The sequence below is a fragment of the Streptomyces odontotermitis genome, from assembly GCF_050510915.1.
Lineage (GTDB): Bacteria > Actinomycetota > Actinomycetes > Streptomycetales > Streptomycetaceae > Streptomyces.
In genome coordinates this window covers 1-23,628 of sequence record NZ_JBNJLS010000015.1, presented here as the reverse complement: position 1 = coordinate 23,628, position 23,628 = coordinate 1, and the positions used below count along the sequence as shown (strand labels likewise).

The 23,628-nt window shown below is 71.3% G+C and carries 16 protein-coding genes and 2 pseudogenes; 12 read left to right on the top strand and 6 right to left on the bottom strand.

Annotated features, from left to right (window positions below; all coding sequences use genetic code 11):
• Positions 1-103 precede the first annotated feature (103 nt).
• The 5 genes from ACQB60_RS31560 to ACQB60_RS31540 all read left to right on the top strand — a co-directional run bounded on the left by ACQB60_RS31560 (position 104) and on the right by ACQB60_RS31540 (position 6,786).
• Positions 104-1,936 carry a glycoside hydrolase family 2 protein gene (locus tag ACQB60_RS31560; RefSeq protein ID WP_496929518.1) on the top strand — a complete coding sequence of 611 codons (1,833 nt, stop codon included), beginning with the start codon at positions 104-106 and terminating at the stop codon, positions 1,934-1,936.
• 52 nt (positions 1,937-1,988) lie between these two features.
• Entirely contained in the window at positions 1,989-3,332 is a 1,344-nt protein-coding gene (locus tag ACQB60_RS31555; RefSeq protein ID WP_496929517.1) for an extracellular solute-binding protein, read from the top strand.
• A 33-nt stretch (positions 3,333-3,365) separates the two neighbouring features.
• Positions 3,366-4,271 carry a carbohydrate ABC transporter permease gene (locus ACQB60_RS31550; RefSeq protein ID WP_496929516.1) on the top strand — a complete coding sequence of 302 codons (906 nt, stop codon included), beginning with the start codon at positions 3,366-3,368 and terminating at the stop codon, positions 4,269-4,271.
• A 2-nt stretch (positions 4,272-4,273) separates the two neighbouring features.
• Complete coding sequence (locus tag ACQB60_RS31545) at positions 4,274-5,215, top strand: carbohydrate ABC transporter permease (RefSeq protein WP_496929515.1); 942 nt, start codon at positions 4,274-4,276, stop codon at positions 5,213-5,215.
• A 131-nt stretch (positions 5,216-5,346) separates the two neighbouring features.
• Entirely contained in the window at positions 5,347-6,786 is a 1,440-nt protein-coding gene (locus tag ACQB60_RS31540; protein ID WP_496929514.1) for a glycoside hydrolase family 43 protein, read from the top strand.
• A 146-nt stretch (positions 6,787-6,932) separates the two neighbouring features.
• On the opposite strand, the gene ACQB60_RS31535 is transcribed toward ACQB60_RS31540, so the two are convergent.
• On the bottom strand, positions 6,933-7,103 hold the full coding sequence (locus ACQB60_RS31535; RefSeq protein WP_496929513.1) for a hypothetical protein: 171 nt from the start codon (positions 7,101-7,103) through the stop codon (positions 6,933-6,935).
• On the opposite strand from ACQB60_RS31535, the gene ACQB60_RS31530 reads away from it, so the two are divergent.
• The 3 genes from ACQB60_RS31530 (at position 7,081) to ACQB60_RS31520 (ending at position 10,137) form a co-directional block, all read left to right on the top strand.
• Positions 7,081-7,632, top strand: coding sequence for a GntT/GntP/DsdX family permease (locus ACQB60_RS31530; protein ID WP_496929512.1), 552 nt, complete (start codon positions 7,081-7,083; stop codon positions 7,630-7,632). The two genes, ACQB60_RS31535 and ACQB60_RS31530, sit on opposite strands and share 23 nt — an antisense overlap.
• Before the next feature lie 38 nt (positions 7,633-7,670).
• Positions 7,671-9,020 (top strand): enolase C-terminal domain-like protein, encoded by a 1,350-nt coding sequence (locus ACQB60_RS31525; protein ID WP_496929511.1) that lies wholly within the window; start codon positions 7,671-7,673, stop codon positions 9,018-9,020.
• A gap of 172 nt (positions 9,021-9,192) precedes the next feature.
• On the top strand, positions 9,193-10,137 hold the full coding sequence (locus ACQB60_RS31520; protein ID WP_496929510.1) for a hypothetical protein: 945 nt from the start codon (positions 9,193-9,195) through the stop codon (positions 10,135-10,137).
• A gap of 101 nt (positions 10,138-10,238) precedes the next feature.
• Here the strand turns inward: ACQB60_RS31520 and ACQB60_RS31515 are convergent, their stop codons facing one another.
• Positions 10,239-11,297, bottom strand: a complete 1,059-nt coding sequence (locus ACQB60_RS31515; protein ID WP_496929509.1) for a vWA domain-containing protein — start codon at positions 11,295-11,297, stop codon at positions 10,239-10,241.
• Positions 11,298-11,491: 194 nt separating this feature from the next.
• Between ACQB60_RS31515 and ACQB60_RS31510 the strand changes: the two genes are divergently transcribed.
• The 3 genes from ACQB60_RS31510 to ACQB60_RS31500 all read left to right on the top strand — a co-directional run bounded on the left by ACQB60_RS31510 (position 11,492) and on the right by ACQB60_RS31500 (position 13,311).
• Complete coding sequence (locus ACQB60_RS31510; protein WP_496929508.1) at positions 11,492-11,875, top strand: winged helix-turn-helix transcriptional regulator; 384 nt, start codon at positions 11,492-11,494, stop codon at positions 11,873-11,875.
• A 246-nt stretch (positions 11,876-12,121) separates the two neighbouring features.
• Complete coding sequence (locus ACQB60_RS31505) at positions 12,122-12,763, top strand: SAM-dependent methyltransferase (protein WP_496929507.1); 642 nt, start codon at positions 12,122-12,124, stop codon at positions 12,761-12,763.
• 41 nt (positions 12,764-12,804) lie between these two features.
• The gene (locus tag ACQB60_RS31500) at positions 12,805-13,311 is read left to right on the top strand and encodes a DinB family protein (protein WP_496929506.1); all 507 of its coding nucleotides are present in this window, start codon (positions 12,805-12,807) and stop codon (positions 13,309-13,311) included.
• 125 nt (positions 13,312-13,436) lie between these two features.
• On the opposite strand, the gene ACQB60_RS31495 is transcribed toward ACQB60_RS31500, so the two are convergent.
• The 4 genes and pseudogenes from ACQB60_RS31495 to glyA all read right to left on the bottom strand — a co-directional run bounded on the left by ACQB60_RS31495 (position 13,437) and on the right by glyA (position 21,861).
• Positions 13,437-14,549, bottom strand: coding sequence for an acyltransferase family protein (locus tag ACQB60_RS31495; RefSeq protein WP_496929676.1), 1,113 nt, complete (start codon positions 14,547-14,549; stop codon positions 13,437-13,439).
• Between the two features lie 332 nt (positions 14,550-14,881).
• Positions 14,882-18,004, bottom strand: a pseudogene (locus ACQB60_RS31490) (non-ribosomal peptide synthetase); the annotation flags it as partial.
• 120 nt (positions 18,005-18,124) lie between these two features.
• Positions 18,125-19,828: pseudogene (locus ACQB60_RS31485) on the bottom strand (non-ribosomal peptide synthetase); the annotation flags it as partial.
• Positions 19,829-20,457: 629 nt separating this feature from the next.
• Complete coding sequence (gene glyA / locus ACQB60_RS31480) at positions 20,458-21,861, bottom strand: serine hydroxymethyltransferase (protein ID WP_496929505.1); 1,404 nt, start codon at positions 21,859-21,861, stop codon at positions 20,458-20,460.
• A 397-nt stretch (positions 21,862-22,258) separates the two neighbouring features.
• Here glyA and ACQB60_RS31475 point away from each other — a divergent pair, with 397 nt between their 5' ends.
• Positions 22,259-23,308, top strand: a complete 1,050-nt coding sequence (locus ACQB60_RS31475; protein WP_496929504.1) for an acyltransferase family protein — start codon at positions 22,259-22,261, stop codon at positions 23,306-23,308.
• The last annotated feature ends 320 nt before the right edge of the window (positions 23,309-23,628 follow it).

The window sequence follows — 23,628 nt, the reverse complement described above, 5'->3', positions numbered from 1 at the left end:
TCCGGCCCTCTTCCGTGGCCACGGAGATGTTTACATCGATGTAATCCGCATGATGCCATGACTCTCGCACCGCCTGGCATCTCCCCCACGAGCAAGGAGCACCATGCCCGCCCCGCACCCCCCTGCCCCGCCGCGCCCCGAGTACCCGCGCCCCCAGTTCGCCCGCGAGGACTGGCTCAACCTCAACGGCGAGTGGCAGTTCGAACTCGACCGCGCCGACACGGGGCTCGAACGCGGGCTGCGGGAGCGTGAGTTGACCGGCCGCATCACCGTGCCGTTCTGCCCCGAGTCGAAGCTGTCCGGGGTCGGCGAGACGGACTTCCTGGAGGCCGTCTGGTACCGGCGCACGGTGACCGTGCCCGCCGCCTGGGGCGACGCCCGGGTCCTGTTGCACTTCGGCGCGGTCGACCACGACACGACCGTCTGGGTGGACGGCGTCGAGGTCGCCCGGCACCGCGGCGGCTTCACCCCGTTCACCGCCGACCTGGGCGATGTGGCCCGCCCCGGCGAGGAGTTGACCGTCGTCGTGCGGGCCCGCGACAGCCGCCACGGCGTCCAGGCCCGCGGCAAGCAGGCCACCTGGTACGCCAACACGCACTGCCACTACACCCGGACGACCGGCATCTGGCAGACCGTGTGGCTGGAGCCCGTGCCCCGCGGCGTCGCGCTGCAGCGGCCGCGCATCACGCCCGACCTGGCCTCGGGGACGTTCTTCCTCGCACTCCCGCTCAGCGGCACCGCGTCCGGGCACCGGGTGCGCGCCGCCCTCGCCGACGAGCACGGCACCGTCGTCACCGCCGAGGCCCGCGCCGATCTCGACCTGTGCCCCCGCCTGACGCTCGCCGTGCCTGCCGAGCGGCTGCGCGTCTGGTCGCCGCAGGACCCGCATCTGTACGACCTCACCCTCGAAGTCGTCGACGGGGACGGCCGGTCGGTGGACCGGGCGCGGTCTTACGCGGGGCTGCGCTCGGTCTCGATCGACGGCAAGCGGCTCCTGCTGAACGGGGAGCCCCTCTTCCAGCGCCTCGTGCTGGACCAGGGCTACTACCCGGACGGCCTGATGACCGCGCCGAGCGACGCCGACCTCGTCCGCGACATCGAACTCGGCCTCGCGGCGGGCTTCAACGGCGCCCGGCTGCACCAGAAGGTCTTCGAGGAGCGGTACCTGTACCACGCGGACCGGCTCGGCTACCTGGTGTGGGGCGAGTTCGGCGACTGGGGCTGCGAGGTCGGCGTGCGCGGCGACAACCAGCGCCCCGACGCCTCGTACGTGACGCAGTGGCTCGAGGCCGTCGAGCGGGACTACTCGCACCCCTCGATCGTCGGCTGGTGCCCGCTCAACGAGACGTACCAGCCGCTGCACGACCGCATCACCCAGCTCGACGACGTGACGCGGGCGATGTTCCTGGCCACGAAGCAGGCCGACGCCACGCGTCCGGTGATCGACGCGTCCGGGTACGCTCACCGCGTGCCGGAGACCGACGTGTACGACTCGCACTGCTACGAGCAGGACCCGGCGGCCTTCGCCAAGATCATGTCCGGTCTCGCCGAGGGCACCCCGTACATCAACTCCGGCCCCGAAGGGCGCCCTTGGTCCGTGCCCTACCGGGGGCAGCCGTACTTCTGCAGCGAGTTCGGCGGCATCTGGTGGGACCCGCAGGCCGCGGCCGACGCGGCGGGCGACGAGCGCGACGCGTCGTGGGGGTACGGCGAACGGCCGCGCACCGCCGCCGAGTTCGTCGACCGGTTCACCGGCCTGACGGGGGTGCTGCTGGAGGACCCGGACATGTTCGGCTACTGCTACACCCAGCTCACCGACGTCTTCCAGGAGCGCAACGGCGTCTACCGCTTCGACCGCAGCGAGAAGGTCGACACCGCGCTGCTGCGGGACGCACAGCTGCGCGCCCCGGCCTTCGAGGGCCGCCGCCGGCCGTGACCGCCCAGCCCCGCCCGGTCCTCCTGGACCGCCGACCACCTGAGGGAGCCTCATGACCGGCATACCTGCCGCCGTCGGTCGCCCCGCGCCCACCAGGCGACGCGTGCTGACGGCCGCGCTCGGCGCCGGAGCCGCGGCCCTCGGCGCCGGGGCGCTCAGCGGCTGCGGCAGTGCACTGGCGGCCGACGAGTCCGCCGTCCGGCTGTGGGACCCGTTCAGCGGGGCCGACGGCGCCCTGTTCGACGACATGGCCCGGGCCGCGCGGCCCGGCATGGCGGGCGCCCACATCGACCGCACGGTCCTGGAGTGGGGCACCCCGTACTACACGAAGCTCGCGATGGCCTCGGCCGGCGGGCGCGGCCCGGACGTGGCGATCGCGCACATGTCGCGGCTCGCGGGGTACGCGCCCACCGGCCTCGTGGATCCCTGGGACCTCGACCTGCTGGCCCGGTACGGCGTCCGCCGAGGCGACTTCAGCGAGGTCGTGTGGTCCCGGACGCGGTACGGGGGACAGACGTACGCGATCCCGCTGGACACCCACCCGTTCATCGTGTTCTTCCACCCGGAGCACGCGAAGAAGGCCGGTCTGCTCACCAAGGAGGACGCACTCGACCTGGACGCGTTCTCCTCGCCCGACCGTTTCCTCGCGGCAGGCAAAGAGTTGGCGAAGGCGTCCGGCAAGCAGGGCATCGCGTTCGGGTACGCCAACGACCCCGCGCAGGGCTGGCGGCTGTTCTACGGGCTGTACCGGCAGACGGGCGGCGCGTTCCAGCTGCCCGAGGGCGGCCCGGCCGCGGTGGACGTCGACCGCATGGCCGAAGTGATCGCCTTCATGGCGAAGTTGGTGGACGGGCGGGTCAACCCCCGGCGCCTGGACTACGCGTCGGGCATCGCCGCGTTCTCCAACCGGCAGACCGCGATGATCCTCTCGGGCGAGTGGGAGCTCGGCACCTTCCGCGCCGCGGACAAGAAGGTGGGCGCGGCCCCGTTCCCCACCGTCTTCGGCACGCCTGCCGTCTACGCCGACTCGCACTCCTTCGTGCTCCCCCGCCGCGACCGCCCCGACGAGCGGCACCGGCGCCGCACGCACCGTGCGGTGGCCGCCCTCCTGAAGGCCGGTCAGATCTGGGCGGGTGCCGGTCACATCCCCGCGTACGGGCCGGTCACCCGGACCGAGGAGTACGCGGAGCTGCTGCCGCAGGCGCACTACAAGGCGGCCCAGGAGCATGTCGTCCTCGACCCCTCGGTCTGGTTCGCGGGCGCGGGCTCCGACTTCCAGAACGCGATGTCGCAGGTCCTCCAGCAGGCCCTGCTGGACGGCCTGTCCCCAGGCCGTGCGGCGCGTGCGATGGTGCGGCGCCTCAACACCTTCCTCGCCAAGCCCAGCCCGGCCTGACCGGCCGCCACCCCTCTCGCAGGAGGCACCACGATGCCCTCTCCGCACGCCTCGCCCCCGGTCGGGGGCCGGCCGGTGCGACGGCTGCTGTCACCGGGCCTGCTCTTCGCGCTGCCCTTCCTCACCCTGTTCGCGGTGTTCATGGTCTGGCCGCTGGGCCAGGGGCTGTGGATGAGCCTGACGGACGCGTCCCTGTCGGCGCACACGCCCTCGTTCATCGGCGTCGACAACTTCACCGAGGCGTTCCAGGACGCCGAGATGTGGCGGGCTCTGGGGCACACCGTCTTCTTCACCGCCATCTCCACGGTCCCGCTCGTCGCCGTGGCGCTGGGCATGGCGCTGCTCGTGCACACGGGTCTGCCCGGCCAGTGGGTGTGGCGGCTCGCGTTCTTCGCGCCGTATCTGCTGCCCGTCGGCGTGGTCAGCCTGCTGTGGCTCTGGCTGTACCAGCCCGACCTCGGGCTCTACAACCATCTCCTCGACGTGCTCGGGCTCGGCCGGGTCGGCTGGCTCACCGACGAGTCGGTGGCCATGTGGGCGATCGCCCTCACGACGCTGTGGTGGACGGTCGGCTTCAACTTCCTGCTGTACCTGGCCGCGCTGCAGTCGGTCCCGGACCACCTCTACGAGGCGGCGGCCATCGACGGGGCCGGGGCGTGGCGGCGCCTGTGGGCGATCACGCTGCCCCAGCTCGGCCGCATCACGGTCGTCATCACCGTGCTGCAGGTCCTCGCGTCCCTGAAGGTCTTCGACCAGGTCTATCTGCTCACCAAGGGCGGCCCGAACAACTCCACGCGACCCGTCGTCGAGTACGTCTACGACATGGGCTTCACCGGCTACCGGCTCGGCTACGCCTCGGCGATCAGCTACATCTTCTTCGCCCTCGTGATCCTCGCCTCCGCGCTCCAGCTCACCGCACTCCGCCGCCGGGAGAAGTGACCATGGCCTCCACCGACGCCCCCGTCCGCGCCGCGTCCGCGCCCCGAAAGGTCACCCCGATACGCCCGCCGAGGTCACCACGGCGGCCGTCGCGCGCCCGCGGCAACCTCACCCTCGGGGAGAGCCGCACCGCCCGCGTCCTGGCGATCACCGCGCTCACGGTCGCCGCGCTGGTGTGGCTGCTGCCGATGTCCTGGGCGCTGCTGACCGCCTTCAAGTCCGAGCAGGACGCCAGCGATCCGCTGCACTGGCTGTGGCCGGAGCACGGCTTCACCCTCAAGGGCTTCACCACCGTCTGGGAGCGCGGCGACCTGCCGCTGTGGATGCTCAACAGCCTGCTGATCTCGGCCGCCGTGACCGTGATCACGGTGCTCGTCTCCGCGATGGCCGGATACGCCTTCTCCCGTACGGCGTTCGCCGGGCGCCGCTCCCTGTTCGCGCTCACGGTCGCGGCCGTGCTGGTCCCGCCGCAGATCCTGATCGTGCCGTGGTTCCGGCAGATGCTGACGCTGCACCTGCTGGACACGTACGCGGCGGTGATCCTGCCGCAGACGGTGGCGCCGGTGATGGTGTTCATCCTGAAGAAGCACTTCGACTCGCTGCCGCGGGAGTTGGAGGAGGCGGCGCGGATCGACGGCGCCGGACACTGGCGGATCTTCTGGTCGGTGCTGCTTCCGCTGTCGCGTCCGATGCTCGCCGCCGTGGCGATCTTCGTGTTCATCGGGGCGTGGAACAACTTCCTGTGGCCGTTCGTGTCCACCTCCGACCCGTCCCTGATGACGCTGCCGGTCGGCATCACGTCGGTGAAGGACGTCTACGGCATCCAGTACGCGCAGTCGATGGCCTCGGCGGTGCTCGCCGCGCTGCCGCTCGTGGTGGTGTTCGTCTTCTTCCAGCGGCACATCGTCAAGTCGGTGGCGACGACCGGCCTCGGCGGTCAGTGAGCCCGGGCGGGCCACCGAATCCACGCGGGCTCACCGTCAACGCGCGCGGGCAGGCGCCGCGTTGACATGCCCTTCGCCTCTTCCCTACGGTCCTGGGGCTATGGAATTTACATCGATGTAAGGAACCGCCCATGCGCACCCGGCACCGCTCAGCCCTGCTCACCGCCTTACTGGCCCTGCTCGTCGGCCTGGTCGCCTCGCCGCAGGCCGTCGCGGACAAGCCCGCCCCCGCCGCGGCGTCGGGCACCTTCCGCAACCCCCTCAACACCGGCCCCGATCCTTTCATGGCGTACGCCAACGGGGCCTACCACCTGACGACCACCCAGGGCGACAGCATCAAGATGTGGCGCTCGAAGTCGATGTCCACGCTGCTCGACGCCGACCCCATCACGGTGTGGAAGGACACCGACGCCTCGCGCAACAAGAACATCTGGGCACCGGAGTTCTACCGCTTCGGCGACCGCTGGTACCTCTACTACACGGCCGACGACGGCACCGACGAGCACCACCGTCTGTACGTCCTGGAGTCACAGGGCGACGACCCGGCCGGCCCGTACCACTTCAAGGCCAAGCTCGCCCCGCCCAACCACGCGAACGACTTCGCCATCGACCCGGGCGTCTTCCAGCTGGGCGGCCGTCTCTACCTGGCCTACAGCGGCCTCAACCCGTACCAGCACAACGGGCTCAACATCGCACCGATGTCGAACCCGTACACGGTCTCGGGCGACGCCGTCGCGCTCGACGGCGCCGGGGGCTGCCCCGAGGTCCGCGAGGGCCCTGAGTTCCTCCACCGCAACGGCCGTACGTGGATGACGTATTCGACCTGTGACACCGGCAAGCCGGACTACCAGCTGTGGATGATGTCCCTGCCGGACGGCGCCGACCCGCTGGTGCCCGGCAACTGGAAGCAGCACTCCGGGCCCGTCTTCTCGCGCGCCGACGACCGCGGCGTGTACGGCCCCGGCCACCACGCCTTCTTCAAGTCCCCCGACGGCAAGGAGGACTGGCTGATCTACCACGCCAAGACCACGGCGGTGAACACGTACTCGAACCGCACCACCCGCGCCCAGAAGATCAGTTGGAACGCGGACGGCAGCCCGAGCCTCGGCAGGCCGCTCGCGCTGGGGGCGACCCAGGACCTGCCGTCCGGCGATCCCGGATCGGGCAACCACTGGATCAACGACGACGGCCGGTCCAGCGGCGACGGCACCGTCTCCTACACCGGCACCTGGAACTCGGGCACGGGCTGTGCCACCCAGTGCTTCTGGAGCGACGACCACTGGAGCGACAAGGCGGGCAACACCGCCACGTATCGCTTCACCGGCACCCGGATCGCCCTGCTCTCCGTGAAGGACACCGGCAACGGCATCGCCGCGATCAGCGTCGACGGCGGCCCCGAGCAGCGCGTCGACTTCCACGGCGCGATCCGCACCGGCGAGACCCTCCAGTACCTCAGCCCCCGCCTCGCGAGCGGGCGCCACACGCTGCGCGTGCGGGTCACCGGTGAGCACAACTCCTCGTCCAGCGGCTCGTTCGTGAGCGTGGACCGGGCCGAGGTCTACACCGACTGATCCTCCCCGGCGGACACGTGCCCTGTGTGCGGGGCGAGTCGCGGACGGCCGAGCGGGGCCGTCCGGCTCGTCCCGCGCACCCCTTCCACAAGATCCGCCCGTGCACGTCCATTGACCCACGCCATTCACGATTCTAACTTCAGTTCTCATACATGGACGCCTCGTGGGCGCTGTCCGCCGCGGTCGAAGGAGAACTGACGTTGCCCCCGCTCGTCGTCGCAGCGCATCGCCGTCCGGCCGCTCGCCGCCTTCGGTCCGCGGCGGGTCCAGGCGGCGATGGCCGTGAGGGTGCCGATGCCCATCGCGCCGTCCACCATGCACAGCTTCCTGCCGCCGCACCCGGGCCCCACCACCGTGACCGCCGCCTTGCACGCGTCCGCCGGACTGACGCCGTTCTACGGGCTGTTCGTCGCCGTGCCCGTCGGCGCCCTCATCACACTGGTGCGGCCGCGCCTGCCCTTCGTCCGCCGCATGCGCCCCGCCCTGCCCGGGAGCCTGGTCGGCGAGCGCATGTTCGGCGACACCGAGATGCCCCGCTCGGCCTGGACGTTGACGGTGGCGCTGATTCCCGTGGCCCTCGTCGCCGGGGCCGCCGTGACCGGCATGGCCGGCATGGCCGGCATGGCCGGCATGGCCGGCATGGCCGGCATGGCCGGCATGGCCGTGTCCGGCGACGCGCCGCTCCTGCGCGTCATCGCCTTCGTCCGAACCGCGACCGTCGCCGTCGTCACCGCGTCCTGGGTGGCCCTGCCGCTGCTCGCGGGCGGCGGGGCCCACCCACAGACGTCTCGGCGGCGTGCTCGCCGTCGAGTCGGCCCTGGACGCACTCAGCCTGTGACCCGATGACCGGACGACCGCAATCCCCCGGCCCCCGAGGAGCCTTGATGAACACCCCCGCCCGCACCGCCGCCCAGCCGACCGTGACCGGCTTCGCCGTCTATCCCGTGGCCGGGCGCGACTGCATGGAGCTCAACCTGTCGGGCGCCCACGGCCCCTACTTCACCCGCAACGTCGTAGTCCTCACCGACTCCGAGGGCCGCACCGGCCTCGGCGAGGTTCCCGGCGGCGAGGCCATCACGGCGACCCTGCGGGACGCCGCGTCCCTGGTCGTCGGCGCGACGGTGGGCGATCACAAGCGCGTCCTGCGCGAGATCGGCCTCCGCTTCGGCGACCGCGACGCCACCGGGCGCGGGCAGCAGACCTTCGACCTGCGCACCACGGTGCACGCCGTCACCGCCGTCGAGTCGGCGCTCCTCGACCTGCTGGGACAGCACCTCGACGTCCCCGTCGCGGCGCTCCTGGGCGACGGCCAACAGCGCAATTCCGTACGCATGTTGGGCTATCTCTTCTATGTCGGCGACCCCGACCGCACCGACCTGGAGTACGCGCGCGAACCCGACGCCGCGGTCGCGTGGCACCGGATCCGGCACGAGGAGGCCCTCTCCCCCGAGGCCATCGTCCGCCAGGCCGAGGCCGCGCATGACCGCTACGGCTTCCAGGACTTCAAGCTCAAGGGCGGGGTCCTGCCGGGCAGCGAGGAGGTCCGGGCGATACGCGCCCTCAAGGACCGCTTCCCCGAGGCCCGCGTCACCCTCGACCCGAACGGCGCCTGGTCGCTGCGCGAGGCCGTCGAGCTGTGCGCGCCCCTGGTCGGCACGCTCGCCTACGCCGAGGACCCCTGCGGCGCCGAGGACGGCTACTCGGGGCGCGAGGTCCTCGCCGAGTTCCACCGGGCGACGGGGCTGCCGACGGCGACCAACATGATCGCCACCGACTGGCGGCAGTTGACGCACGCGCTGGCCCTGCAGTCGGTCTCCATCCCGTTGGCCGATCCGCACTTCTGGACCCTGCAGGGCTCGGTCCGCGTGGCCCAGCTGTGCCACGCCATGGGACTGACCTGGGGCTGCCACTCCAACAACCACTTCGACATCTCGCTGGCCATGGTGGTCCACTGCGGCGCCGCGGCGCCCGGCGCGTACAACGCCCTGGACACCCACTGGATCTGGCAGGAAGGACAGGAGCGGCTCACCACCGCCCCGCCGCGCATCGTCGGCGGGGAGATCGCCGTCCCCGACGCCCCCGGCCTGGGCGTCACCCTCGACCTGGACCGGCTGCACGCCGCGCACGAGCTCTACCTGAAGAAGGCGCTCGGCGCCCGGGACGACAGCGCTGCCATGCAATTCCTCGTCCCCGACTGGCAGTTCGACGCCAAGCGGCCCTGCCTGGTGCGCTGAGCGGGGCGGTACGGGACGGGGCGGGACGAGACGGGGCGGAAGGGGACGGGGCGAGGCGTCATCTGGCATGGCTGGAAAGCGACCCTTAAATGATCATGAGTGACGGCATCGGATGTATACATAAGCGGTGAATTTACGCACCTCCCTCCCTTCTGCATGCGCCCTGGCGGTCTTGGTCACGGCTCTCGTCACCGGACCCGCCGCCGCGGCGGAGCCGTCGGCCGCCGCCGACCGGACCGGCGCACCACCGAACAACACCCTGTGCATCTACAGCACCGAGACCACGGAGAAGACCACCGGCGGCTACGTCTGGGACGTGGGCAGCCGCGCCTACGGCGTGTGGAACTCCCAGGACTTCAAGGACAAGTACGGGCAGCTCTCCTACAAGGAGCAGATGAACAAGCTCCTGTACGAACTGAACGTGAGCCAGCACGTCTTCGGCCACAGCTGGCTGGTGCACTTCAACTCCGACGGCGCGTTCCAGCGCAAGCTGGCCGGGGGCGAGGCCGCGCGCTACGACACGTACTCCTTCCAGCCGCAGGACCCCGACGGCCGCAACGGCGACGGCAGCCCGGTGGACGGCATGTCCGTCAACTACACCGGCTACGACATCAACGCGCCCGGCAAGCCCCTGGTGGAGTGGGACCGGCCGAGCCGCAAGCAGGACCGCGACGGGGCCTACTCTCCACGTGCCGCCCGCTGCAAGACCCTCAACTCCACCCAGGAATCGGCGTTCGAGCGCGAGATCGAGCGGCGCAAGAAGGCCGACGAGAAGTACACACTGCTGCCCACCTGGAACTATCTGCTGACCGGCGGCTGGGCCGGGTCCCCCGCCAGGAACTGCACGACATTCGCCCTGCAGGTGTGGGACACCACGATGGCGGACTCCCCCGCCGAGCGCATCGACCCGAGCCTGCGGCTGCCCGCCGCGGACCTCAACCAGCGCGGCGCCAAGGTCCCGCAGGACCTCACCCAGAGCGAGTTCTCGGCGTGGATCCCGGCGCTGGCCGGCAAGTGGATCCGCCAGAAGAACGGCATGCGGGAGGAGAACAGCGAGGTTCCGCGCTTCGCTGAGGACGGCCTCACGCCGACGCCGGTGACGCCGATGAAGTCGTGAAGTCGTGAAGTCGGTGACGCCGTAAAGAATGGGGTCCGAGGGCGAGTTCGCCTTCGGACCCCATTTTCTTGTCTCTTTCGCCTCCCCTTACCTCTGCAATGTCAGAGCATGATGAGCAGACGCGTCTTCGGCTTGAGCTTCCTGTTCACCGAACGGCTCTGCACATACACCTCCAGCTTGGGGTTGTTTCCCGCCTTCACGGAAACGGTTCCCTGGATTCCCGTACCGAAGAGAAGGCTGCGCGCCGCGTCGCCCGTATAGGCGCGGTCGGTGTCCTTGTCGACCACGATGACTTCTTTGTTCTGCTGGACCTGGGCGCGGGCGCCCAACTGGTAATAGCAGGCGCCGCGTTCATACGTGACCCCCGGATGCGAGTTCACGAAGGGGCGGATCTCGACTTCCTTGTCGACCTTCAGGAGCCGGTATTTGTCCGCCGGAATCGGTTCGAGGTTCGCCCGCACCTCGTCGAGCGATATGTCCTGGCCGACGGCGAAGAGGTTCTTCGTGCCGCGCACGCCCTGTTCCCGACCGCGCAGGAAGCTGGTGGCGGCGGCGCGCACGGTGCCGATGGCCTCCTCGACGCCCTTCTGGGAGTCCGCGTCCCAGATGGCGATGTTGCCGGCCGGGAAGCCGTAGTTCTGCGCGGTGCGCTTGGCCAGGGAGTTGGGCACCAGGATCGCGGACGTCCAGTGGCCCGGGAGCCCACCCATCTTCGCCGTGATCTTGTCGAGCCAGGGGCCGAGGATCGTCATGTCGCCGTCGTGGCGCATGTCGCCCCCGGACGCGTTCTCCTCACCGTCCGTCACGACGATCTGGAGGAAGCTGTGCTCGCCGTACTCCTCCCAGATATGGCCCAGGTCGTCCAGGGACTTGAGAGAAGCCTCAATGAGTGCCGTCGCCCCATTGTTCACCTTGTACAGGCCGCGCATGGACGGAAGGTGCTTCACGTCCATGTCCCACACCAGGTTCTCCACCCTGTGGTCGAAGGAATAGAGGCTGATCCGGGTCTCGTGACCGAGGCTGTCCGATTCGGCCTTCAGACCCGCCACGAACTCATCGACGACGCGGATGAGTTGGCTCTGGTGCGGATACATGGAACCCGAACTGTCCACGACCAGAGCGACGTGGTTCACCTTGTGCTGAATCCTGTTTGCGGACACGTGTGTGCTCCCCCTCCGAGGTTCCCCGAGTGATGTATTCACTCTATGGGGAGGCACTGACAACGGCCCTGGATCATGGTCTCTTGTGGATGCTCAGGAGCCGTAGGAGAGTTGGCGCCGTTGACGCCATTGACGCCGTTGACGCCCTTGGCGCCGACGCGGGCGAACTCACTTATCGGTGACGGAGGAACCAGATGGGGACCAAGCAGCAGCTGAAGGGCCTGCCCGAGGACGCGGATCTGCGGCGCGCGGACAGCCTGGCGCGGGAGATCTTCTCGGACGTCGCCAACAAGTGGGCGCTGCTGATCATCGAGGCGCTCGGCGAACGCACGCTGCGCTTCAGCGAGTTGCGCGACCAGGTCGAGGGCGTCAGCCACAAGATGCTCACCCAGAATCTGCGCATGCTGGAGCGCAACGGCCTGGTCGACCGGAAGGTGCACCCCACCGTGCCGCCGCGGGTCGAGTACACCCTCACCGAGCCGGGCCGCGGTCTCCTCGCCACGGTCGACGCGATGTGCGGCTGGACGCACCAGAACCTCGGCCACATCGAGGACGCGCGCCGCCGCTTCGACGCCTGACGTGCGACTCGGCCACGCCGTCCGGACTGGTCTCGGGGCCGTACGGAACGGGTCGGCCGCCCAGGCGAAGTCCCGAACGCGACGAGCGGTGGAGACCGTGACCGAACGGCCCGCGGCGCCCGGCCGGGTCGTGATCGCTCGGCGGCGGTTTGCCGAAACCGCAAGCTCCCGTGCCAAGCCGTGCCGACTCTGCCGAGACTGAAGGCATTCCGAGGCACTGAGTGCATTCCTACGCAGGGAGTCTTCATGAGCGCCACTGATGCTGCCGTGTTCTGGGACGGCGTCTACGCGGCCCGGCCCGAGGCCGACGGGACGTCCCCCGACGGGCCGTCTCCCCACGCTCGGCTCACCGAGACGGTGACGGGCCTGGAGCCCGGGGACGCCTTGGACCTCGGCTGCGGTGAGGGCGGCGACGCGCTGTGGCTCGCCGGTCGGGGGTGGCGCGTCACCGCCGTCGACATCTCGGCCGTGGCGGTCGGGCGGGTCGCCGAGCGCGCCCGTGCACGGGGCCTCGGCGACCGCGTGGTCGGCCTGCGGCACGACGTGCACCAGTCCTTTCCCCCTGGCAGCTTCGACTTGGTCTGCGCCCACTACCTGCACACCCCCTGCGACCTGGACCGGGTGTCCGTCCTGCGCTCGGCCGCGGCCGCGCTGCGTCCGGGCGGGCGGCTGCTGGTCGTCGACCATGGCTCGACCGCGCCGTGGTCGTGGAACCAGGACCCCGAGGCCCGGTACCCGAGCCCTCAGGAAGTCGCCGCCGGCATGGACCTGGACCGGCGGACCTGGACGGTCGAGCGGGCCGACGCGCCCCGCCGGATCGCGACCGGGCCGGACGGGCGCACCGCCGAGGTCACCGATCACGTCCTGCTCGTCCGCCGCACCGGATGACACCGCGGCCCGCCCCGCCGCCGGCAACGAAGGAGCTCACCGTGCCCAGCGCCACCCGCCCCCGCCGCAACCGCCGCCGCGACACCCCTCCGCCCCGGACCGCGAACAGCGAGCTCGACGTCCTGCGCGGATTCCTCGACTACCTCCGGACCTCGATGGCCGCGAAGGTCGACGGCGCCCCCGAACCGCAGGTGCGCACAGCCGCCGTGCCGTCGGGCACGAACCTGCTCGGCCTGCTCAACCACCTGACGTGCGTGGAGCGTTCGCTGTTCCTCGGGGACGACGTCGCCGACTGGCAGGCGACGTTCGAGGCCGCCGCGACGGACGGCGTGGCCGAGGTCGTGGCCCGCTACCGGGAAGCGGTCGAGCGCGCGAACGACGTGCTCGACACGTGCGGTGATCCCGGTGCCCCCGTCCCCCGGCCGGAGTCGGACCGCCCCGCCCCCAGCGTCCGGTGGGCTCTCACCCACATGATCGAGGAGACCGGGCGGCACGCGGGCCACGCCGACATCCTGCGCGAACTGATCGACGGCGCGACCGGCCGCTGACCCGGCGAGGGCCCCCACACCCGGTATCGACGTGGGGGCCCTGCTCACAGCCACACATGGACTCATGGACTCATGCACTCATGCGTTGTCGCTCAACTGCCTTTAGTGGTCGTGCTCAACAGGGTTCAGTCGTCCCCCTTCACCGAGGCGAGCACGCGCTCCGGGGCAGCCCGCACGGTGTTCTTCTTCCGGGGGCGGCTGAACCGGCGGACCATGGGCATCTCCACCCAGGCGTACAGCGCGTGGGAGAGCGCGAGGCAGAAGACGAAGAGGGCGAGGACCATCCCGGCCCCGACGACCGGCGCCATCTCGTAGTGCACCGCGATCCAGCGGTAGCAGTACAGGAGGACGACGGAGTGCACCATGTAGAACGCGAAGGAGCGTTCACCGAGCCAGACCAGGGCCCGATGGCGGAACGGTGAGGCGTCGCCCCGCGTATCGGCGAGCGCCCCGGCGGCCACCAGCGGGACGAGCCAGACGACGGACCCGCCGCCCAGGCCGAACAGGTACGGCAGCTGCAGCGAGACGACGTAGCCGCCGACGGCGATCAGACCGGCGGGCACCAGTCCGAGCCGGGGCCACGCTCCGGCCATCACGAGCCGGGCGATCACCATGCCGAGGACGAACTCCAGGGCCCGCACCGGCGGGAAGAGGTAGACGAACCAGATCTGCTCGTAGGAGAGCGAGCCGTAGGGCGGGACGCCGAGCGCCGGGCCGTTGATCATGAAGTGGCCCACGAGGGGCGCTGCCCACGTCAGGGCGACGATGCCGGCGGCGAGGGCCCACAGGCGGCGGAACGGCACCCGGTTCACGAGCCGGAGCAGCGCCGGGAAGCTCAGGTAGAAGAAGAGCTCGCACGAGAGCGACCAGCTGACCGTGTTCATCGTCCTCGACGTCTCCATGTCGCTGAACCACGACTGGACGAGGAACACGTTGGCCAGCGTCGCCTTGAGGGTGAAGACGTCCGAGGCGATCAGCATCAGTACCGCGGTGAGCCCGAGGGTGACCAGGTGGTTGGGGAAGACCTTCACCACCCTGCGGCGCCAGATGCTCGTGGCCCGGTCGCCGGGCCTGGCCACCCAGGTCAGCACGAAGCCGCTCAGCAGGAAGAAGAACGTCACGCCGTAGTAGCCGGAGTTGGCGAACACGTCGCCCAGGAAATCGCCGGTCTGTCCCCTGATGTAGGGGAACTGGGTGGCGTGGAGGGCGAAGACGAGGAACGCCCCGATGAACCGCATTCCGGTCAACGAGGGAAGCATGCCGGGTCTCGACTTCACTGGTTGGACTGACATCACAACTGCCTCTCTACGACGGGATGTTCACGTGCGTCGACGCTAGGTTCCGCAGATCGTTCAAAGTCAGACAATGAAACAACAAAGAAGTACATTTGTTTTGGCAAAACGGCACGCCAAATTGCGCGAGGTCATGTATTGGGGGCGTGTTGCAGGGTGGCCGCTCCTCGTACAGCGGCCGCCCTGCTCTGCGGGTTGCTCGGCGGGGTGCTCTGCCGGCTGCCCTTCTAGCCGGCCCGCCGGGCCCGTAGGGACGGCCGCCTGGGCCTGCGCGCGTGGGCGAGTTGGCCGGTGAGCCCCGCCACCGTGGGGTGCTTGAAGACGGCTCGCACGTTCAGCTCCGCGTCGAGGCGGGCCCGCACGCGTGCGATCAGCCGGGTGGCGAGGAGCGAGTGGCCGCCGAGTTCGAAGAAGCTGTCGTCCAGGCCCACTTCATCGACGCCGAGGACCTCGGCGAACAGGGCGCACAGCTCCCTCTCCTGCTCCGTGGTGGGCTTGCGGCCGCCCGCCGCCGCGCTGAAGTCGGGCGCCGGCAGGGCGCGCCGGTCCAGCTTGCCGTGCGGGGTCAGCGGCAGGGTGTCCAGGGAGACGATCGCGGCCGGGACCATGTGGTCGGGCAGTGCGGCCGCGAGATGGGCGCGCAGCTCCGTACCCGCGACCGGCCGCGCGGTGACCACGTACGCGGCGAGGCGCTTGTCTCCGGGGCGGTCCTCGCGGACGACGACGGTCGCCTGCTCGACCTGCGGGTGCCGGGCCAACACAGCCTCGATCTCTCCGAGTTCGATGCGGAAGCCGCGGATCTTCACCTGGTCGTCGGCCCGCCCCAGGTACTCCAGGGCGCCCTCGGACGTCCAGCGCACCACGTCCCCGGTCCGGTACATCCGCTCGCCCGGCGCTCCGAACGGGCAGGGCACGAACCGCTCGGCGGTCAGGGGCGCGCGCCGCAGGTAGCCACGGGCGAGCTGGGCCCCGGCCACGTACAACTCCCCCGCCACGCCCGGCGGTACGGGTCGCAGGCCGCCGTCCAGGACGTAGGCGCGCGTGCCCGGGACGGGCCTGCCGATCGGGGGTGTGCCGTCGCCCGGATCGAGGGGGTCGCTCATGGTGACGGCGACGGTCGCCTCGGTCGGCCCGTACGCGTTGACCATGCGACGCCCGGCCGCCCAGCGCCCGACCAGGTCCGCCGAGGTGGCGTCGCCGCCCACGATCAGGGAGGCGAGGCCCGGCAGTCGGGCGTCGGGGAGTCCGGCGAGGACGGTCGGCGGGATCAGGGCATGGGTCACCCGTCGGGCCTGGATCACTTCTGCGAGCGCCTCGTCGGCGAGCGGGCCGTCGTCCGGGGCGATCAGCGCCGCGCCCGAGGTCAGCGCCATGCACAGCTCCAGGACCGATGCGTCGAAGCTGGGCGAGGAGAACTGCAGGACGCGGCTCCGTGGCGTCACCGCGAACCGCTCGCGCTCGGCGGCCGCGAAGGCGGCGATGCCCCGGTGGGTGACCACGACTCCCTTGGGCCTGCCGGTCGATCCGGAGGTGTAGATGAGATACGCGGGTGCGTCGACGGATGTGGGACCGGTCCCCTTCGCCTGCGCCCTGTCCGCCCCCTGCGCAGCGTCCGCCCCCTGTGCACCGTCTGTCCCCTGTGCACCGCCCTCTGCGGCCGGTGGCGTCTCGTCGAGCAGCAGTGTCGTCATGGCTCCGGCGTCGGCGTCGGGCAGGTCCGCCCGGTGGCGGCGCGTCGTGAGCACGGCGGCGGGGCGGGCGTCGGCGAGGACGAACGCGATGCGCTCGGCGGGGTAGTTGGGGTCGATCGGCAGATAGGCGGCGCCCGCCTTCATGACCGCGAGCGAGCCGATCACCGACTCGACGGACCGGCCGAGCAGGAGCGCCACGGTCTGCTCGGCGCCGATCCCACGGCGGTTGAGCCGGGCCGCCAACCGGTCGGTGACCGCATCGAGTTGGGCGTAGGTGAGCCGGGACTGCGGCCCCTCCACCGCCACGGCGTCGGGCGTGCGTGCCGCCTGGGCGGTGAACAGGGCGGGCAGGGTGGCCGGGGGCACGGGGTCGCCCTGGGCGTTCCAGTCGACGAGGATGCGTCGGCGTTCCTCGGCGTCGAGCAGGTCGAGCGCGGCCAGGGGCAGTTCGGGATGGTCCGCGATGGCGTTCAGGACGCGCAGGTAGCGCCGGGCGACGGCGTCGATGGCGGCGCGGTCGATCAGGTCCGGGGCGTGGTCGAAGCGCAGGTGCAGGGTGTCGGGGGCGGGCGTGGCCACGAGGGTCACCGGGTAGTGGGTGACGTTCGGCGAGTCGACTCCGGTGATCGCGCACCCGGCCGCTGCCGCGGGCCGGTCCTCGGCTCCGGAGGGGTAGGACTGGAAGGCGACCAGCGTGTCGAACAGGGCGTCCACCCCGACGGCTTGGTGGATGGCGCCCAGGCCCGCGTGGTGGTGGTCGAGCAGGGCGGCCTGTCGGCGCTGCAGGTCCTTCAGGACGTCGGCGAGGGTGTCGCCGGGCGCCGAACGGACCCGTACCGGAAGGGTGTTGATGAAGAGGCCGACCATCGACTCGACGCCGGGAAGTCCGGCCGGACGCCCGGAGACGGTGGTCCCGAACACGACGTCGTGCCGGCCGGTCAGCCCGCCGAGCAGGACCGCCCAGGCGCCCTGGACCAGGGTGTTCTGCGTGACGCCGAGGTCGGCCGCGCGCTCGGCGAGGCGTCGGGTCTCGTCGGCGGTCAGCTCGATCTCGATCGATCGGGCGGCGGCGCGGTCCCCGCGGGCCGGGGCGGCGGGGGCGAGGGTGGTGGGCTCGCTCACGCCGTCGAGTTCCCCGGCCCAGACGCGCAGCGTCGCGTCGTGGTCCTGGTGGTGCAGCCAGGCGAGGAAGTCCCGGTAGCCGTGTGCGGGCGGGGCGGGTACGGAGTCGCTGCCGCCCGCCGCCTCGTACAGCCGTGCCAGGTCGCGCGCGAGGATCTGCTCGGACCAGCCGTCGATGAGGACGTGGTGGATGGTCAGGACGAGTTCGGCGCGCTCGGGCCCGGTCCTGACGAGGATCATGCGCAGCAGCGGCGCCCGGCCCGGGTCGAGGCGGTCCGCCTGGTCCTCGGCGAGGAAGCGTGCGTACGCCGCCGTGCGCGCGGCTTCGTCGAGGTGGCTCAGGTCCCTTTCCTGCCAGGGGAGTTCGACGTCGGCGAGGATCAGCTGGGCGAGGTTGCCCGCCGTGTCGGGGACGAAGGCGGCCCGCAGGTTGGCGTGCCGTTCGAGCAGTGCCTGTGCGGCGGCACGCATCCGTGCCGGATCCACCGGGCCTGCCAGGTGGAACACGGTCTGCATCTGGTAGGCGTCGTGGCCGGTGTCCTGGAGCATCGACTCGAAGAGCATCCCGGACTGCAGCGGTGTCAGCGGCCAGACCTCTTGGAGGTTCGGGTACTGGCGGCGGAAGGCGGCGAGCTCCTGCTCGGCCGGCTCGGGCAGCGTCAGGGGCGCCGTCGCGTCGGCCTCGGCGGCGAGCGGGGCGAGGGCAGCGATGGTGCGGCTGTGCAGCAGCTGCCCGGGGGTGACGCGCAGGCCGTGGGTGCGGGCGCGCGTGACGACCTGGATGGCGCGGATGCTGTCACCGCCGACGGCCAGGAAGTCGTCGTCCACGCCGACCCGTTGGAGGCCGAGCACGTCCGCCCAGACGTCGGCGAGGACGCGCTCGACGGCGGTGGCCGGCGCGCGGTGGGCCGTGGCGGCGGTGAAGACGGGGGCGGGCAGGTTCTTGCGGTCCAGCTTGCCGTTGGGGGTCAACGGCAGTTCCGGCAGCGGTACCAGGGCGGCCGGGACCATGAAGTCGGGCAGGCGCTCGGCGGCCAGGGCGCGGGCGGCGTCGAGGTCGAGGCCCGCGTCGGGGTCGCTCGGCACGAGGTAGGCGACCAGGGCGCGGGCCTCGTGGGCGGCGACGGCCACCTGCCGGACGTCGGGCCGGGAGCGCAACACGGCCTCGATCTCGCCCAGTTCGACCCGCAGGCCGTTGATCTTCACCTGGAAGTCGGCGCGGCCCAGGAGCTCGATCAGCCCGTCCGGGCCGTACCGGGCCAGGTCTCCGGTGCGGTACACGCGCTCGCCGCTGACGAGGCCGCCGTGCGACCAGGTGCGAAAGCGCTCGTCGGTCCGCTCGGGCTGGTCCAGGTAGCCGCGGGCGAGACCGGTGCCCGCGAGGTACAGCTCCCCCGCCACACCGGGCGGTACGGGCTGCAGCGCCGCGTCCAGGATGTAGGTGCGCTGGTTGGCCATGGGCCTGCCGTACGGGATGCTCGGCGCGTCCGGGTCCGTGTCGCGCACCTCGTACAGCGTGGAGTGGATGGACGCCTCGGTGGCGCCGCCCATGACGATGCAGCGCAGGTCGGGCGCGAAGGCGCGCAGCCGGTCCGGCAGTGTGACGGGCACCCAGTCGCCGCCGAGCAGCGCGAGCCGCAGGCACGCCAGGGGCTCGGCGCCGCTCTGCTCCAGCTGGTCGACGAGCAGTCCGAGCAGCGCGGGCGCGGAGTTCCACACGGTGACGGCGTGGTCGGCGAGCAGCTCGGCCCAGTGCGCCGGGTCCTTGGCGCGCTCGGGGTCGGGCAGGACGACGGTGCCGCCGGCCGTGGTCATCCCCAGGAACTCGTACACCGACATGTCGAAGCTGGGTGAGGACAGGGCGAGCGCGGCATCGCACAGCCCCACGCCGAAGCGGGAGTTGAGGTCGGCGATGTTGTTCATCACGCCGCGGTGGCGCAGCGCGATCGGCTTGGGGGCGCCGGTGGAGCCCGAGGTGTGGATGATGTAGCAGAGGTTCTCGGGACCGGCGGTGGGCGTCGGGTCGTGGGCGGGCTGTGCGGCCAGGGCGTCGGCGTCGCCGTCGAGCAGGACGAGGGGCCGGTCGCCGTCGGCTCCGGCATGGGGCAGGTGATCGAGCAGGTCCGTGCGGCTCACCATGACCGCGCAGGAGGTGCCCTCGACCATGGTGGCGATGCGCCGGGCAGGGTAGGCCGGGTCCAGCGGCACATAGGCGCCGCCCGCCTTGAGGATGCCGAGGACCGCGACGAGCAGATCGGCGGAGCGGTCCAGACACAGGCCCACGCGCGTGTCCGGGCCGACTCCGAGGGAACGCAGCCGGTGGGCGAGCCGGTTGGCGCGGGTGTTGATGTCCGCGTACGTCCAGCGACGGGTGCCGCGCACCACGGCCACGGCGTCGGGTGTCTCGCGCACGCGGGCCTCGAACGCCGCGTGCAGGCACACGTCGTGGGGCAGTTCGGTGGCGGTGTCGTTCCAGTCGATCAGCTGTCGGCGCAGCTCGTCGTCGTCGAGGAGGCGCAGGTGTGCGACGGTCCGGCGGGGCGTGCTCAGGGCGTCGGCGATGAGGGTGCGGTGGTGGCCGAGGAGCCGGAGCAGCGTGGCGCGGTCGTACAGCTCGGGTGTGTAGTGCAGTTCGACGGCCGGGGTGGGGGTGTCGAGGTCGGCGAGGACGAGGTGCAGCTCGCAGCGGCCGGTCGTCTCGTCGCTTGCGGTGGGCTCGTCGGCCGGTTCCAGGTCGGTGAGCGTCGTCTCGCCGCGTACGAGGTAACGGGCGTGCGCCAGGGGCGGGTTGGAAGCCCCCAGGGGGTGCAGGCCGTCACTCGGCCGGGACGCCTTGTGGGCGAAGGAGATCCGTTCCTGCCCGGTGCAGCGGAACAGCAGGGCCGCGAATCCCGCGAGCAGCAGCCGCTCGCGCTCGGCGGCCGTCGCGGGGGACGGCACGTCGAGGGCGGCGCGCACCACGGCCGTGCGCGCGTAGGCGACGTCGGGGCGGCGGGGGCGGTCCGTGGGCAGCAGTACGTGTGGCCAGGTGGTCGTGGGGGTCACCGTATGGCTCCGTTCGGTAAGGCGGGTGTGCGGATGGTGCGCTGGTGGGGCAGCGGGTGGCGGGCGCAGAGACGGGCGACGTCCTCGCGGACCCTGGTCACGAGCGCAGGCGGAACGCGGTGTTCCGCGGTACGGACGCCCTTGGTGGCCTGCAGCACGGTGTGCAGGAGGCGGGCGCATTCCGCCATCTCGTCGGGCCCCATGCCGCGTTGCGCGAGCACGTTGGTGCCGAGCCGCAGTCCGTGGGCCACCGGCGGGGCCATGGCGTCGCCCGGGATTCCGCCCGGAACTCCGCCCGGAACGTCGCCGGGAAGGTCACCAGGAAGACGGTGGCGGTGCGCCAGAATCCCGCATTCCGAAAGGGCCCGTTCGGCCACGGCACCCGTCAGTCCGGAGCCCACGATGTCGACCAGCACCATGTGGTCGTCGGTGCCGCCGGCCACTACGCGGTAGCCGAGTCCGGCCAGTTCCCAGGCGAGCGCCCGGGCGTTCTCGACGATCAGACGCGCGGTGCGCCGGAATTCCGGCCGCGCGGCCAGGGCGAACGCCCGCTCCTTGGCGGTGATCGCCGCGAGGTTCGGCGCTCCGGGCGCCTGCGCGCGCACCGCGCGGTGCAGCAGCCGCTCCAGCGGGGTGTGCCCGTCGGGACCGGCGGCGCGGTGGTCGCGGCCGCTGAGGATCAGGCCGCCGCGGGGACCGCCCAGTTGCTGGTGCGTGTTCGTGGTCGTGATGTGGGCGGTGTCGACCGGACTCGGGTGCTCCCCCGCCGCCACGAGACCGGCGACGTGGGAGATGTCGGCGAGCAGATACGCGCCTGCGGCGTCCGCGATCGCGCGCAGCCGCGCGAAGTCGAGACGCCGCGGATAGACGCCCGCCTCGGCGACGATCACCCGGGGACGGTGGCGCTGCGCCACCTCCTCGACCTGCGCGTAGTCGACGCGTCCGGTCCGGTCGAGGCCGTAGTACAGGGTGCGGCGCTCGCGCCCGCTCTGCGCCGACGGCGCCGCATGCGCCGACGTCCCGTGCACCGGTCGGCCGCCCACCTCCGGGTGTGGTCCGAGGACCGTCTCCCCCTCCGACAGCAGCGCGGCCAGGACCGCGCGGTTGGCCGCCGCACAGGAATGGGGCCGCACATTCGCGTAGCGCGCGGCGAACAGCTTGGTGGCGCGGGCCACGGCGAGGCGTTCCACCTGCTCGACCCGGGCGGAGTCCGCGTGCCGGGACGGCGCGGCAGCGACCGGCGCGGGCGTCGGGTGGCTCGCCTCCGCGTCCAGCAGCTCGGCGAGTGCGGAGTCGGAGTGCCCGCCCCGTGCAGGCACGTCGTACGCGTCGGACTCTCTGCGTGAGGTGTCCGCCGGTTCGGGGTCCGCCCAAATGGTGATGCTGGACTGAGTAGTCATGCCGTGGCTCCCTTGTCGCTGAACTGACCGTCGGCCCGGAGGGGTTGATTCCGGTCATCTACGGATCACCTCAGGCGACCGTAACAAACCGCAAGGTCGGTTTTAACCGCAGCGACACATGACCGCCCTCTCCAGGCCGCACTTTCCGCCACCCCCGGGCGCGCGACGGATTTCACTGCGCTTTAGATGGGCCGGACACGCACTGCCAGCGAAGATCACTACCTGGACCCGGCGATTCCGGGCTCGCGCCAGGTGTCCCGCACCGCATCCGGGTTGGCTCAATCACCATGCCGAGTGCTCAACTGTTCGCCGCTCTCGGCACGAGGGACGAAAGGCCCGGGGCGTGCGGGACTTTCGCCCGGCAGGTCACGGCGGGGGTACTGCGTAGGGTGCCCGGATGACCTCGACCGCGCCCGCCACCCGCTCCCGGCCGACCCCCACGACGACCGGTGCTCCCGCCGAGCGGTCCGAGGCCCGCGACCCCTTCTTCGACAACGCCAAGTTCCTGCTCATCGTCCTCGTGGTGGCGGGGCACAGCTGGTCTCCGCTGCAGGCGCAGATCCCTGCCGTGAAGGCCGCCTACACGGTCGTGTATCTCTTCCACATGCCGGCGTTCATCGTCATCTGCGGCTATTTCGCACGGCACTTCCGCGGCACGGGCCCGCAGATGCGCGCGCTGCTGACGAAGGTCCTCCTGCCCTACCTGCTGTTCCAGACCGCCTACCAGGCGCTCGACCTGTGGATCTCGGGCGGCCCCTTCCAGATCCACCCCATCCAGCCGACGTACGTCCTGTGGTTCCTGCCCGCCCTGTGCCTGTGGCGGGTCAGCGTGCCGCTGTGGACGGCGGTGCGCCGTCCCCTCCTCCTCGCCGTCGCCGTGTCCCTCGCGGCGGGCACCACCCAGATGTCGTACGACCTGGCGCTACCCCGCGTCCTGATGTTCCTGCCGTGGTTCGTGCTCGGCCTGCGGCTGCGCCCGGAGCACCTCGCCCGGCTGCGCACCCCGGCTCTGCGCGGCGTCGCGGGCGGGGTGCTGCTCGCCGCGCTCGCGGGCGCGTACTGGCTGGCCCCCGGGGTCAACCCGGACTGGTTCAACATGCAGTACAACTACGAGGAGCTCGGTAGCAGCATGCCCGCCTATCTCGGGCTGCGGGTCCTCCTCTTCGCGCTGTCCGGCCTGCTCGTCGCGGCGTTCTTCGCGCTCGTGCCCGACCGTCGCACGCGGTACACGGCGCTCGGAGCGGTCACCATGTTCCCGTTCCTCGCCCACGGGCTCGTGATCCAGACCGCCGAACGCCTCGACCTCGACGGCCTGGCGGGCCATCTGGGCGCCTCGGCCGCCCCCGTCCTCGCACTCTTCGCGCTCGGCCTGGCGCTGCTGCTGTCGAGCCGGCCGATGCGCCTTCTCCTCCGCCCCTTCGTGGAGCCCGGAACTCGTCACCCGTAGCCCCGGCTCGGCGACGTTCACTTCCCGATACGGGACGGATCGATCACGCCACGTCCATGGCACACCGACTGCCCTTTGGTGATCGTCCGGGCCGTCGAACTGTGCCCTCCGCGGCCCTTGACACCGTCCCGGCGCTTGCCTGAGTTGCCCGGAGCGTCCCACCCTCGCGTTCCAGGCAACCTACGTTTCCCCTGGTCAAAGGCCATTTTTGCGTTCCAGCGTCCCCAACTGCCGGACTTTCCTGGCAATCGGAACCCCTCACCCCGCAAGCTCGGATCCGTGCCGATGCGGAGATTCCGATTGCGGAGCTCAGCACGGCA

Coding starts and splice junctions, on each gene's coding strand:
- ACQB60_RS31560 (WP_496929518.1), top strand. CDS start 104: ATGCCCGCCCCGCACCCCCCTGCCCCGCCGCGCCCCGAGTACCCGCGC.
- ACQB60_RS31555 (WP_496929517.1), top strand. CDS start 1,989: ATGACCGGCATACCTGCCGCCGTCGGTCGCCCCGCGCCCACCAGGCGA.
- ACQB60_RS31550 (WP_496929516.1), top strand. CDS start 3,366: ATGCCCTCTCCGCACGCCTCGCCCCCGGTCGGGGGCCGGCCGGTGCGA.
- ACQB60_RS31545 (WP_496929515.1), top strand. CDS start 4,274: ATGGCCTCCACCGACGCCCCCGTCCGCGCCGCGTCCGCGCCCCGAAAG.
- ACQB60_RS31540 (WP_496929514.1), top strand. CDS start 5,347: ATGCGCACCCGGCACCGCTCAGCCCTGCTCACCGCCTTACTGGCCCTG.
- ACQB60_RS31530 (WP_496929512.1), top strand. CDS start 7,081: ATGCCCATCGCGCCGTCCACCATGCACAGCTTCCTGCCGCCGCACCCG.
- ACQB60_RS31535 (WP_496929513.1), bottom strand. CDS start 7,103: ATGGTGGACGGCGCGATGGGCATCGGCACCCTCACGGCCATCGCCGCC.
- ACQB60_RS31525 (WP_496929511.1), top strand. CDS start 7,671: ATGAACACCCCCGCCCGCACCGCCGCCCAGCCGACCGTGACCGGCTTC.
- ACQB60_RS31510 (WP_496929508.1), top strand. CDS start 11,492: ATGGGGACCAAGCAGCAGCTGAAGGGCCTGCCCGAGGACGCGGATCTG.
- ACQB60_RS31505 (WP_496929507.1), top strand. CDS start 12,122: ATGAGCGCCACTGATGCTGCCGTGTTCTGGGACGGCGTCTACGCGGCC.
- ACQB60_RS31495 (WP_496929676.1), bottom strand. CDS start 14,549: ATGCGGTTCATCGGGGCGTTCCTCGTCTTCGCCCTCCACGCCACCCAG.
- glyA (WP_496929505.1), bottom strand. CDS start 21,861: ATGACTACTCAGTCCAGCATCACCATTTGGGCGGACCCCGAACCGGCG.
- ACQB60_RS31475 (WP_496929504.1), top strand. CDS start 22,259: ATGACCTCGACCGCGCCCGCCACCCGCTCCCGGCCGACCCCCACGACG.